This is a genomic window from Nocardia sp. NPDC004568 (assembly GCF_040609955.1).
Classification (GTDB): domain Bacteria; phylum Actinomycetota; class Actinomycetes; order Mycobacteriales; family Mycobacteriaceae; genus Nocardia.
This window is the reverse complement of sequence record NZ_JBEXLL010000050.1, coordinates 1-12,439: the sequence shown is the minus strand read 5'-3', so window position 1 is coordinate 12,439 and position 12,439 is coordinate 1. Positions and strand designations below refer to the sequence as shown.

Here is a 12,439-nt window from a genome sequence, read left to right as displayed (position 1 = left end):
GCTGACCGGCGGGACGGCCTCGACCCTTTCCGGGCCTCGCTGAACTCGGCGCTGGGTCGGGCTGTCCGGTCATCGCGGGCCGACCAGGGCACACGTCCGCGCGGCGACCCGTCGCCGGAGTGCGGAACCCGGGGTACGAGAGGCCGAGCCGTGGCGCCGAAGGCGGCGCCTTGCCCACAGCTCAGAAGATGATCACCTGGCGGAGGGCGTGTCCGGCCGCCAGTTCGTCCATGGCGCCGTTGATATCCGTCAAACCGATCCGCGCGGAGATCAGTTTCTCCACCGGGAGCCGGCCGTCTCGCCACATCCGCACATACTCCGGGATATCGCGCGACGGTACCGCCGAACCGAGGTAGCTCCCCACGATCGAGCGTCCCTGGGCCACCAGGCCCAGCGGTGAGATGGTCGCGCGGGCGTCGGGGGCGGGCAGGCCCACCGTCACCGTGACACCGCCGGGCGCGGTGGCCGCGACCGCGCTCTCGAAGGCCCGCGCGTTGCCGACCGCTTCGACGACGACTTCCGCCTGGATGCCCCGGTCGGCGACTTCGGCGGGTGTGTACGCGCTGCCGGCGCCGAGTTCACGGGCCAGCGCGAGCTTGTCCGGGACCGTGTCGACGGCGATGACCTCCCGGACGCCCAGGGAGACCGCCACCAGGACGGCCGCCATACCCACGCCGCCGAGCCCCACCACCATGACCCGGTCGGTCGCGGCCGGTTTCGCCGAGTTCAGCAGGGCGCCGCCGCCGGTCAGGACCGCGCAACCGAGTACCGCGGCGACCTCCGGCGGCACGTCGTCGTCGACGGGCACCACGGAACGCCGGTCCACCACCGCGTGGGTCGCGAATCCGGAGACGCCGAGGTGGTGCTGCACTTCGACGCCGTCCCGGTGCAGTCGGCGGCCGCCGCCGAGCAGTTCGCCCGCGTTGTTGGCCGCGCTGCCGGGGACACACGGGGTTCGGCCGCCGGAGGCGCATCCGGCGCAGTCGCCGCAGCGCGGCAGGAAGGTCATCACGACCCGCTGTCCGACGGGCAGATCGGCGCCGGGGCCGACCTGGACGACCTTCCCGGAGGCTTCGTGACCGAGCAGCATCGGCACCGGCCGCACTCGATTGCCGTCGACCACCGAGAGATCGGAATGGCAGAGTCCGGCGGCTTCGATACGCACCAGGATCTCGCCGGGCCCCGGGTCGGCGAGCTCGAGTTCGCTGATGGTGATCGGCGCCGACTCGGCGTACGGCACCGGCGCACCGATCCGTTCCAGGACTGCCCCACGAATTCTCATGCCACCACGGTAGGCCGCGCGCGCGGTGTGATCATGATCCGGTTCGGACTATTCTCTGGGGCGTGCTGGTGCTCCCGTTGGCCGCCTTGTACCGAGCCCGGGGTCGGGACCAGCACGACCCGAGGAGATATTCCTTTGTCCGTTCAGTTCAACCACACCATTGTCGGATGCCGTGACAACCGCGAATCGGCCGAATTCTGGGGCGATATCCTGGGCGTGGAACCGGGCGCCCCATGGGGCCCTTTCATTCCACTGGTCACCGGTAACGGGGTCACGTTCGATTTCGCGAACGTCCCCCCGCACGTCACCGAGATCCAGGGCCAGCACTACGCGTTCCTGATCTCCGAGCAGGAATTCGACGCCGCCTACGCCAAGATCCAGCGGTACGGCCTCGAACACTGGGCCGACCCGCAGCAGAAAGCCGCGGGCGAGATCAATCACAACGACGGCGGGCGCGGGGTCTACTTCCTGGATCCCAGCGGTCACTATATGGAGTTGATCACCGTGCCCTACGGAGGATGGCCGGCATAGCCCTACCGGGCGCCGCGACGCGATCCCAGCGTCGCGGCGCCCAGGCAGGCCACCGCCACGACGCCGACGAACCAGGGGAACACCGTGTGCAGACCCCAGGTCGTGGCGGCCCAACCCGCGAGAACGGTCGGCAATGCCATGGAGGTGTAGGCGAGCAGGTAGTAGGCCGACATGGTCTCGCCACGCCGGTGTTCGGGCACCACGTGGGAGAGGTGGCGCAGCGAACCACCGAATCCGAGACCGAAGGTGGCGCCCAGGAGCACACCGGCTCCCAGCACCGCCGCCCAGTTGTGCGTGCCCAGCGCGGGCACGGTCAGGACCAGGGCGACGGCCATGCCGATATCGCCACCGACCGCCGCACGCCGGGCCGGGACCGCGGTGGCGAACAACTGGACCACCGCGGCCGTCGTCGCGGTGGCCGCCACCACGACACCACCGAAGACGAGATTGTGGATACCGGTCTGCTGCGCGGCCAGCGACGGATACAGCGACAGCAGCACACCGAGCACCGACCACGCGGCCATGACCCCCATCGCCGCGAACCAGAAATCGGCGCGGATCTCGCGGGGTACGGCGGGGCGGGCGATACGGATCCGGCCGGCGGCCCGCGCCGCGTGCGGTTCGCGCAGCGCCAGTACCCCGGCGGTGACGAGCAGGCAGACGACGCTGATCACCACATACGGCGTGCGCAGCGGGTGGGGTGCGTACTGGGCCAGTAATGCCGAGCCCATGATGGCCACCGCCATGCCCACATTGAACGCGACGCCGGTGAGCTGACCCGAGCGCGCGCCGCGATGCGGTCGCAGGTCGAGGAGCGCCGCCGCGCCCGCCACCACGGTGGCGCCGACTGCCATCCCGTGCAGGGCGCGGGCGAGCAGCAGCATGGGCACCGTATCGGCGAGCACGAACACCACCAGCCCGGCGATCATCACCGTGAACGCACCGAGCAGGACCGGCTTGCGCCCGACCACATCCGAGATCCGCCCCGAGACGAGGACGGCGCCGAGGGCCGCGATCGCGTAGACGGCGAAGACGACGGTGGTGGTCAGTGGGGACAGATGCCACTGCTGTTCGTAGAGGCCGTAGAGCGGGGCGGGTACGCCGGAGACGCCGAGAGCCACCCCCGTCGCGCCGAGGACCAGCCCGTAGGCCCAGGGTTGGATCGTTCTGTCGTCGGTGGGAACCGCCGCTGTCGCTGTCATGAGAACCCCGAAACAGGTAAGTTTGACGTTGATCGAACTACATCGAGCCTAAACCGAGGTTCGATGATCATCAAACCCAAGCGAGTAGATCATGACGCAGACCACACCGACCACGGATTCCCCGAACCCGGTGGCACCGCTCCCCGTGGTCCTGGCCGCGCTCCAGGACCCGGTGCGCCTGGAAATGGTCCGTCGCCTGCACAACGCGGACGACGCGGTACGCTGCGCCGCCCTCTACGAGGTGATCAACAAATCGACCGCCACGCACCACTTCAAGGTGCTGCGCGAAGCCGGGGTCATCGAACGCCTGATGATCGACGGACAAACCCATCAGCGGCTGCGCACCGACGACGTCGACCGGGCGCTGCCCGGTCTGCTGGACTCCGTGGTCGGGGCCGCCAATCGCGCGGCCCCGGATCGGCGCGAGTGACCCGCCGCGTGCCCCACGCGGGGCTCGCCACCCGCAATGGCCGACGCGCTCCCGCCGGGTCGGGTCGGCGACCGACAGCACTCGCGACCCCCGGCACCGACCGGCGGCAATCGGACCAGGCATGTCCGGGCCGCATGTGGTCGGGCGGCGCGAACCCGCAACCTGCACCGGCCGAGCCGTCGACGGTACCGGCGTCATGATGCCGTCGCACACCGCGATGGTGGGCCGGCGCCGGAGCGCGACCCGGTAGCGGCACGACACGGGTACCCGCGCAACCGAGGATGCCCGGGCAGTCGGCGGCCACCGCGCATCCGAAGCGCCCGGTTCCCGCGCCGCCGATCAGCTCGCGGCGAGCCGGCGCACCGGCGCCGGCAGATCACGGACCCGCTGATACGGCCCCGCCACCGACGCGGCGAACGGCCGGGACAGCAGCGCCGCCGCGACCTCGCCGACCTCCTCGGTGGTCACCGCGTCGATCCGGGCCAGCGTCTCGGACACGCTGCGGTGGTTGCCGTAGCTGAGTTCGCTGCGCCCGATCCGGTTCATCCGGGACGCCGAATCCTCCAACCCCAGCACCAGCCCGCCGCGCAGCGAACCCTTGGCCCGGGCGCATTCGGCATCGGTGATCCCGTCCGCGGCGATCTCCTCCAGCACCCCGCGGGCCAGCGTCGCCACCTCGCCGAGATTCTCCGGCTGACAGCCCAGGTACACCGAGAACGCGCCGGTATCGGCGAAGGTGTCCACGCTGGAGTACACCGAATAGGCGAGCCCGCGTTCCTCCCGGATCCGCTGGAACAGCCGGGAACTCAGACCGCCGCCGACCACCGTGTCGAGCACCGACAGCGGCCACCGCAACTGCCCCTCGTGGCGGCCGTAGGCCCGCACCCCGAACACCAGATGCGCCTGCTCGCTGTCCCGGTTGGACCAGGTCAGCTGCGGCTCGTGCCGGGCACGGAACCGGCCCTCGCGCCGCGGCGCCGGCAGGGCGGCGGGGTCGAGCCGACCGGCGACCGCGCGATGCACCAATTCCACGGTGTGCTCGTGCTCGATATTGCCCGCGACCGCCACGACCATCCGGTCCGGGGTGTAGCGACGCTGATGGAAGGACCGCAGCTGGCTCGCGCGCATCCCCTCGATGGACTCCACCGAGCCGATGATCGGCCGGCCGATCGGGTGATCACCGAACAGCGCGGTGAGGAAGGCGTCCCCGACGAGATCTTCGGGATCGTCGTCGCGCATCGCGATCTCCTCGAGCACGACCTGCCGTTCCACATCGACATCGGCCGCGCGGCACAAGCCGTTGAGCACCACATCGGTGACCAGATCCACCGCCAGCGGCAGATCCTCGTCCACCACATGCGCGTAGTAGCAGGTCTGCTCCTTGGCGGTGAACGCGTTGAGTTCGCCGCCGACGGCATCCATGGCCTCGGCGATATCGAGTGCCGAACGGCTCGGCGTGGCCTTGAACAGCAGATGTTCCAGGAAATGGGCCGCGCCGGCGACGGTCGGGCCCTCGTCCCGGGAACCGACACCCACCCAGACCCCGACCGAGGCCGAGCGGACACCGGGCACATGTTCGGTCACCACGCGCAGACCACCCGGCAGAACGGTACGCCGTACCCCGTGGTCGATATCGACCGTTTCGCCGATCCGCCACGCCGATGACGGGCCCCCCTGCCCACTCGGGCGCAGGGGGGCCGTCGTTTTCTGCTCCGTCACACGACCAGTACTACTCGGCCGCCGGGGCGTCCGCATCGGCGGGCGCTTCGTCGGCGGTCTCGTCGACGGGGATCAGCGAGATCTTGCCGCGGTTGTCGATATCGGCGATCTCCACGCGCAGCTTGTCGCCGACGTTCACCACGTCCTCGACCTTGGCCACCCGCTTGCCGTTGCCCAGCTTGGAGATGTGCACCAGGCCGTCACGGCCCGGCAGCAGCGAGACGAACGCGCCGAACGCGGTGGTCTTGACCACGGTGCCGAGGAACCGCTCGCCGACCTTGGGCAGTTGCGGGTTGGCGATCGCATTGATCGCGTCGATCGCCGCCTGCGCCGACGGGCCGTCGGTGGCGCCGACGAACACGGTGCCGTCGTCCTCGATGGAGATGTTGGCGCCGGTGTCCTCGGTGATCTGGTTGATCATCTTGCCCTTGGGCCCGATCACCTCGCCGATCTTGTCGACCGGGATCTTGATCGCGGTGACCCGCGGTGCGTACGGGCTCATCTCGTCCGGGGTGGCGATGGCCTCGGCCATCACATCCAGGATGGTGGTGCGGGCGTCGTGCGCCTGGCTCAGCGCACCGGCCAGCACCTGCGAGGGGATACCGTCCAGCTTGGTGTCGAGCTGCAGGGCGGTGACGAAGCCCCGGGTTCCGGCGACCTTGAAGTCCATATCACCGAAGGCGTCCTCGGCGCCGAGGATATCGGTCAGCGCCACATAGCGGACCTCCTGCGCACCGGCCTCGTTGGTGACGGTGTCCGACACCAGACCCATGGCGATACCCGCGACCGGCTCCTTGAGCGGTACACCGGCGTTGAGCAGCGACAGCGTCGACGCGCAGACCGAGCCCATGGAGGTCGAACCGTTGGAGCTCAGCGCCTCCGACACCTGCCGGATCGCGTAGGGGAACTCTTCCTGGCTCGGCAGCACCGGGATCAGCGCCCGCTCGGCCAGCGCGCCGTGACCGATCTCGCGGCGCTTGGGCGAACCGACGCGACCGGTCTCACCGGTGGAGTACGGCGGGAAGTTGTAGTGGTGCATGTAGCGCTTGGAGGTTTCCGGGCCGAGCGAATCGACCTGCTGCGCCATCTTCACCATATCGAGGGTGGTCACCCCCATGATCTGGGTTTCACCACGTTCGAACAGCGCCGAACCGTGCGCCCGCGGCACGACCGCGACCTCGGCGGACAGCGCCCGGATATCGGCCAGCCCGCGGCCGTCGATCCGGAACCCGTCGGTGAGGATGCGCTGGCGGACCAGCTTCTTGGTGACCGAGCGGAACGCGGCACCGAGTTCCTTCTCCCGGCCCTCGAACGCCTCGCCGAGCCGCGACAGCACCTCGAGCTTGATCTCGTCGATCTTCTCTTCGCGCTCCTGCTTCCCGGCGATGCTCAGCGCCTCCGACAGCGGCGCCTTCGCGGCGTCCTCGACGGCGGCGTAGGCATCGTCGGCGTAGGGCGGGAACAGCGGGAAGTCCTCGGTGGGCTTGGACGCCAGCGCCGCGAGGTCCTGCTGGGCCCGGCACAGCCGCGCGATGAACGGCTTGGCGGCCTCGAGGCCCTCGGCGACCACGGTCTCGGTCGGCGCCTGGGCCCCGCCGTCGATCAGCGCGATGACGTTCTCGGTGGCCTCGGCCTCGACCATCATGATCGCGACGTCACCGGACTCGGTGACCCGGCCGGCCACGACCATATCGAAAACAGCCTTCTCCAGCTGCTCGTTGGTCGGGAAGGCGACCCACTGCCCACCGGGGGCGGTCCCGGCCGCCGGATCGTTGATCAGCGCGACCCGCACGCCGCCGACCGGACCCGAGAACGGCAGGCCCGCGATCTGGGTGGACGCCGAGGCCGCGTTGATCGCGACCACGTCGTAGAGATCCTTCGGATCCAGGCTCAGTACGGTCACCACGACCTGGATCTCGTTGCGCAGGCCGTCGACGAACGACGGACGCAGCGGCCGGTCGATCAGGCGGCAGGTCAGGATCGCGTCGGTGGAGGGGCGGCCCTCGCGGCGGAAGAACGAACCGGGGATCCGGCCCGCGGCGTACATCCGCTCTTCGACGTCGACGGTCAGCGGGAAGAAATCGAACTGGTCCTTGGGGTGCTTACCGGCGGTGGTCGCCGACAGCAGCATGGTCTCGTCGTCCAGGTAGGCGACGACGGATCCGGCGGCCTGTTTCGCGAGCCGGCCCGTTTCGAAGCGAATGGTGCGGGTGCCGAAGGCGCCGTTGTCGATCAGCGCGACGGATTCGAAAACACCCGGTTCGACCTCGATGGCCGAGCTCTTCGAGCGTTCAATCGTTTCTGGCATTTCTCTGTTCTCAACCTCTCGTCTCGCCGGATACGGCGCCCGGTGGCGCGATCCGGCTGTGTCAGCCGTACCAGGTTCGAACGCGGCGCGTCGGCGGAACCGCGGTGACCGTAGGGTCAGCGGTGGCCGTATTCGTGCTGCGGCGCGTACACCCGGCCGGGCTCCCCTTGGAGCCGGCGACGCGGAGGCGGTCATCGATCGAAGCTCTCCGGCATATCACGTCCGGGCCGAAAAGCCACTACCGAAGACCGACGCCACGAGCGCGGGTGTGCACGGCTGGTTCTGTCGTTCCGTGCCCGGCTACCCGGTACACGAAAATGCCGACGAGGCGATTGTATGCGCCCCGTCGGCATACGTACCGCCCGGCTCGTGGAACCGGGCGTGTTCAAGATCGTTCAGCGGCGCAGGCCGAGACGTTCGATCAGGCTGCGGTACCGGTTGATGTCCTTGTCCTGCAGGTACTTCGACAGCCGCTTGCGGCGGCCGATCAGCGCCATCAGACCGTGGCGGGTGTGGTGATCGTGCTTGTGCACCTTGAGGTGCTCGGTGATCTCGGAGATCCGCTTGGACAGCAGCGCGATCTGCGCCTCCGGCGAACCGGTGTCGGTCTCGTGCAGACCGTACTCCGCCAGGATCGACTTCTTCTGCTCGGTGGTCAACGCCATGGGGCATCCACTCCTGTTTCTCAGTTCCGCGCGCAAGAGGCCCGGTGACCACACCACCCCGCGCTCGCCGAAGGCGTGCACCGTGGTGGTCCGGCCGGACGTCCGGGTGGGGCGCCGCCGCGGACCGCAGCAGACCCGACGGGCCACCTTACCCGAGCCGTCGTCACCCGCCCGCGCCGGGCCGCCGATCAGCTCCCGGAGCCGAGGATCTTGCGGGTCGCGTCCACGTCCCGGCCCATGACGGCGATCAGTTCCTCGACCGAGTCGAATTTCCGCATCCCGCGCAGATGGTCCACGAAGTCCACCGCCACGTGCTGTCCGTAGAGATCGGCCTCGCGGTCCAGGACATAGGCCTCGACCGTCCGCGCCCGCCCGGAGAAAGTGGGGTTGGTGCCGACGGAGATCGCGGCCATCACGGGTTCGCCGGGGGTCACGGTGCCGATGGTCGGCCCGGGACCCAGCACCGTGAACCAGCCCGCGTACACCCCGTCGGCCGGGATGGCGGCATGCATGGGCGGTGCGACATTGGCCGTGGGAAATCCCAGCGTGCGGCCGCGTCCGTCGCCGCGCACCACCACACCCTCGACCCGGTGCGGGCGACCCAGCGCGTCGGCGGCGGCGGCCATATCCCCGGCGTCGACGCAGGCGCGGATGTAGGTGGAGGAGAAGGTGACGGCATGCTCGCCCAGCAGCGTCACCGCGTCGACCTCGAAACCGAACCGGCCGCCGAGTTCGCGCATGGTGTCCACGGTGCCCGCGGCCTTCTTACCGAAGGTGAAATTGTCGCCGACCACCACTTCGCTGACATGCAGGCGCTCCACCAGCAGGTCGTGCACGTACTCGCCCGGGGTGAGCTTCATGAAATCGTGGGTGAAGGGCATGACGCAGAAGACGTCGACGCCCAGTTCCTCGGCGAGTTCGGCGCGGCGGGTGAGCGTGGTGAGCTGCGCGGGATGGGAACCGGGCCGGATCACCTCCATGGGGTGCGGATCGAAAGTCATCAGTACCGCCGGGACACCACGCGCGGCAGCGGACTTCACCGCCCGGCTGATCAACTGCGCGTGTCCACGATGAACACCGTCGAACACGCCGATCGTGAGAACGCACCGCCCCCAGTCCGCGGGTACGTCGTCGAGACTTCGCCACCTCTGCACAGACGCCAAGCCTACGCAAACATGCGGCCGTACCGTATTCGGGTGCGACGGGTGTTCGACTGCGCAACGCCCGGGCGAACACCGGGTTTCCCGGAAGTGGCGGGATATGTGTATCGCCCCCGAAATGCTTAAGCTCGTGATTGTGCCCGGAAAACGAGATATCGCCACCCGACGGGACCTCGCCGACGCCGGGGAATCGGCCGCTCCGGGGCTGTCGTCGGTGGCCCAGGACTATCTGAAAGTCATCTGGACCGCCCAGGAGTGGTCGCAGGAGCGGGTGAGTACCAAATTACTCGCCGAGCGGATCGGCGTCTCCGCCTCCACGGTGTCGGAGGCCGTGCGCAAATTATCGGACCAGGGCCTGGTCGAGCACGCCCGCTACGGCTCCATCGCCCTGACCGAGGAAGGCCGCCGCGCCGCCATCGATATGGTGCGCCGGCACCGGCTGATCGAGACCTTCCTGGTGAGCGAGCTGGGTTACGGCTGGGACGAGGTGCACGACGAGGCGGAGATCCTCGAGCACGCGGTCTCGGATCTGCTGATGGCCCGAATCGACGCGAAACTGGGCTTCCCCGATCGGGATCCGCACGGCGACCCCATTCCGTCGGTGGACGGGGCGGTGCCCACTCCGCCGGCGCGCCGGTTGATCGATTTCGAGGCCGGCGAGTCGGGCCGGGTGGCCCGTATCTCCGATTCCGATCCGGAGATGCTGCGGTATTTCGATTCGGTCGGTATCGCCCTGGACACGGTGATCGTCGTGGTGGAGCGGCGCGATTTCGCGGGGACCATCGCGGTGCGGATCGGGCGCGAGGAGTCCCTGACGGATCTGGGCAGTATCGCCGCCGAGGCCATCTGGCTGCGAGAGTGAGCCCGAGCTCGCCACGGCCGCATCGGACCGCCGGGCCACCCGGCCGGCGGACCGCCGCGCGACCCGCGGGCGAGCAGACCGGCCGATCGGGTACGCGGCGGACGCGCATCTGGTGAACCATTGCCGCGGGCAGTGCCGACGTGCTATTCATATTGTCAACAATCCGACAATTTCCGAGTGGCTCTCACTCGGCCTCGCACACCCGTCGGTCCGGCGCGCCGCACCGACTGTCCCGGGAGGCGGAACACCATGGCCGAACTTTCCCCGATCCTGAAACAGGCCACACCGGTCACCGTCGATCACGGCGCCGGGTGCTACCTGTACGACGTCGACGGGCGCCGGTTCCTCGACTTCACCGCCGGTATCGGCGTCACCAGTACCGGCCACTGCCATCCCCGGGTCGTCGCGGCGGCGCAGGAGCAGGTCGGCAAGCTGATCCACGGCCAGTACACGACCGTGATGCACCGGCCGATGCTGGAACTGACCGAACGCCTGGGCACCGTGCTGCCCGACGGGCTCGACTCGGTGTTCTACGCCAACTCCGGCAGCGAGGCCGTCGAAGCGGCGTTGCGGCTGGCCCGGCAGGCCACCGGCCGGCCCAATGTGATCGTCTTCCACGGCGGTTTCCACGGCCGCACCGTGGCCGCCGCCACCATGACCACCTCCGGCACCCGCTTCTCCGCCGGTTTCAGCCCCCTGATGCCGGGTGTGCACGTGGCGCCCTTCCCCACCGCCTTCCGCTACGGCTGGACCGAAGCCGAGGCCACCGCCTTCGCACTGCGCGAACTCGACTACCTCTTCGCCACCCTCACCTCCCCCGCGGAGACGGCCGCGTTCATCGTGGAGCCCGTCCTGGGCGAGGGCGGTTACATTCCCGGCAACCGCGAGTTCTTCCAGGGCCTGCGCGAACGCGCCGACCGCTACGGCATCCTGCTGATCTTCGACGAGATCCAGACCGGCTTCGGCCGCACCGGAAAGTTCTTCGGCCACCAGCATTTCGACGTCCGCCCCGATGTGATCACCATGGCGAAAGGCCTGGCCAGCGGCTTCCCCATCTCCGGGATCGCCGCCTCGGCCGAGCTCATGGGCAAGGCCTGGCCCGGATCGCAGGGCGGCACCTACGGCGGTAATGCCGTGGCCTGCGCGGCCGCCCTGGCCACCCTCGACGTGATCGAATCGGAGGGCCTGGTCGAGAACGCGGCGGTGCGCGGCGAGCAGCTGCTGACCGGGGTACGCGCGGCCGAGACGAAGGCCGTCGGCGACGTCCGGGGCCTCGGTCTGCTGGTGGGTTCGGAGTTCACCACCCCCGACGGCACCCCGGACCGGGAAACCGCGACCGCCGCACAGCAACTGGCCGCCGCCAAGGGGTTGCTGCTGCTCACCTGCGGGGCCCATATGAACGTGGTGCGGATGATCCCGCCGCTCATCGTGTCCGAAGCCCAGATCGCCGACGCCCTCACCGTCTGGTCCGAGGTCCTCGCCGAACTGGGGTAGCCGACCCTCCCCGCCGACACCCCGGCGACATCGCCCCTCCCACCCGTACGACGCCCAGGACGGATCGATGGCCCGCTACATCACGATCACCCTCACCAAGACCGGACTCACCTGCCGCGCCCGGCTCCTCGACGACGAGGCGCCACGCACCTGCGCCGCGGTATGGGAGGCCCTCCCCCAAGAAGGGGATGCCTTCCACGCCAAATACGCCCGCAACGAGCTGTACACGCTGGTCCCCCGGATCCCCGGCGCCCCGCACCGGGAGAACCCCACGGTCACCCCGATCCCGGGGGACGTCTGCCTGTTCGATTTCGAGCCGTGGGAGATCGGCAATCCCGCCTACGGGTACGAACCCGGGTCGGCCGCCCACCACGATCAGGGCGCCACCGATCTGGCACTGTTCTACGGCCGCAACAATCTGCTCATCAACGGCGATCTGGGCTGGGTGCCCGGCAATGTCTTCGCCACCATCGAGGAGGGCCTGCCCGAACTGGCCACCGCCTGCAACGCACTGTGGTTGCACGGGGTGGTCGGGGAAACGCTCGCCTTCGCCCGAGCCTGAAAACAGCACACACGGTCGGTGAAAGTGGGCCGACCCGCGACGGCGAAAAGCGGACCGTCTCACGAGAGCGGTGAGGCGGACCGGACCCTATGAGGTAGGTACACGACACAGGCACGCGATAGCCGAGATGCGGGCCTGCTCGTGAAGGTGCTGTGTTTTTTGGCGCCGCCTGCGGCGGCGCGGGGTTGAGGCCCCCTTGGTCTCGCCGTTTCGGCCTCGAGACT

Annotated in this window: 11 protein-coding genes; 5 read left to right on the top strand and 6 right to left on the bottom strand. The window is 69.2% G+C overall.

Features of this window, described 5'->3' with window-relative positions:
* Positions 1-181 precede the first annotated feature (181 nt).
* The gene (locus tag ABZV91_RS21455; RefSeq protein WP_355244396.1) at positions 182-1,282 is read right to left on the bottom strand and encodes an alcohol dehydrogenase catalytic domain-containing protein; all 1,101 of its coding nucleotides are present in this window, start codon (positions 1,280-1,282) and stop codon (positions 182-184) included.
* A gap of 135 nt (positions 1,283-1,417) precedes the next feature.
* On the opposite strand from ABZV91_RS21455, the gene ABZV91_RS21450 reads away from it, so the two are divergent.
* On the top strand, positions 1,418-1,813 hold the full coding sequence (locus ABZV91_RS21450) for a VOC family protein (RefSeq protein WP_355244393.1): 396 nt from the start codon (positions 1,418-1,420) through the stop codon (positions 1,811-1,813).
* Between the two features lie 2 nt (positions 1,814-1,815).
* Here ABZV91_RS21450 and ABZV91_RS21445 read toward each other — a convergent pair whose 3' ends face one another.
* Positions 1,816-3,015: an MFS transporter gene (locus tag ABZV91_RS21445; protein WP_355244390.1), complete on the bottom strand. Its 1,200-nt coding sequence runs from the start codon at positions 3,013-3,015 to the stop codon at positions 1,816-1,818.
* Positions 3,016-3,106: 91 nt separating this feature from the next.
* Here ABZV91_RS21445 and ABZV91_RS21440 point away from each other — a divergent pair, with 91 nt between their 5' ends.
* Complete coding sequence (locus ABZV91_RS21440; RefSeq protein ID WP_355244387.1) at positions 3,107-3,445, top strand: helix-turn-helix transcriptional regulator; 339 nt, start codon at positions 3,107-3,109, stop codon at positions 3,443-3,445.
* A gap of 339 nt (positions 3,446-3,784) precedes the next feature.
* Here the strand turns inward: ABZV91_RS21440 and ABZV91_RS21435 are convergent, their stop codons facing one another.
* The 4 genes from ABZV91_RS21435 to ABZV91_RS21420 form a co-directional block, all read right to left on the bottom strand.
* Positions 3,785-5,164 (bottom strand): pitrilysin family protein, encoded by a 1,380-nt coding sequence (locus ABZV91_RS21435; protein ID WP_355244384.1) that lies wholly within the window; start codon positions 5,162-5,164, stop codon positions 3,785-3,787.
* Between the two features lie 10 nt (positions 5,165-5,174).
* The gene (locus ABZV91_RS21430) at positions 5,175-7,472 is read right to left on the bottom strand and encodes a polyribonucleotide nucleotidyltransferase (RefSeq protein WP_355244381.1); all 2,298 of its coding nucleotides are present in this window, start codon (positions 7,470-7,472) and stop codon (positions 5,175-5,177) included.
* Between the two features lie 395 nt (positions 7,473-7,867).
* On the bottom strand, positions 7,868-8,137 hold the full coding sequence (gene rpsO / locus ABZV91_RS21425) for a 30S ribosomal protein S15 (protein ID WP_063059750.1): 270 nt from the start codon (positions 8,135-8,137) through the stop codon (positions 7,868-7,870).
* A 188-nt stretch (positions 8,138-8,325) separates the two neighbouring features.
* Positions 8,326-9,291, bottom strand: coding sequence for a bifunctional riboflavin kinase/FAD synthetase (locus ABZV91_RS21420; protein WP_355244377.1), 966 nt, complete (start codon positions 9,289-9,291; stop codon positions 8,326-8,328).
* Positions 9,292-9,415: 124 nt separating this feature from the next.
* Here ABZV91_RS21420 and ABZV91_RS21415 point away from each other — a divergent pair, with 124 nt between their 5' ends.
* The 3 genes from ABZV91_RS21415 (at position 9,416) to ABZV91_RS21405 (ending at position 12,215) form a co-directional block, all read left to right on the top strand.
* Positions 9,416-10,159, top strand: coding sequence for a metal-dependent transcriptional regulator (locus ABZV91_RS21415; RefSeq protein WP_355244374.1), 744 nt, complete (start codon positions 9,416-9,418; stop codon positions 10,157-10,159).
* Positions 10,160-10,408: 249 nt separating this feature from the next.
* On the top strand, positions 10,409-11,653 hold the full coding sequence (locus ABZV91_RS21410; RefSeq protein WP_355244371.1) for an aminotransferase class III-fold pyridoxal phosphate-dependent enzyme: 1,245 nt from the start codon (positions 10,409-10,411) through the stop codon (positions 11,651-11,653).
* A 67-nt stretch (positions 11,654-11,720) separates the two neighbouring features.
* Positions 11,721-12,215, top strand: coding sequence for a DUF3830 family protein (locus ABZV91_RS21405; RefSeq protein ID WP_355244368.1), 495 nt, complete (start codon positions 11,721-11,723; stop codon positions 12,213-12,215).
* Positions 12,216-12,439: the final 224 nt, after the last annotated feature.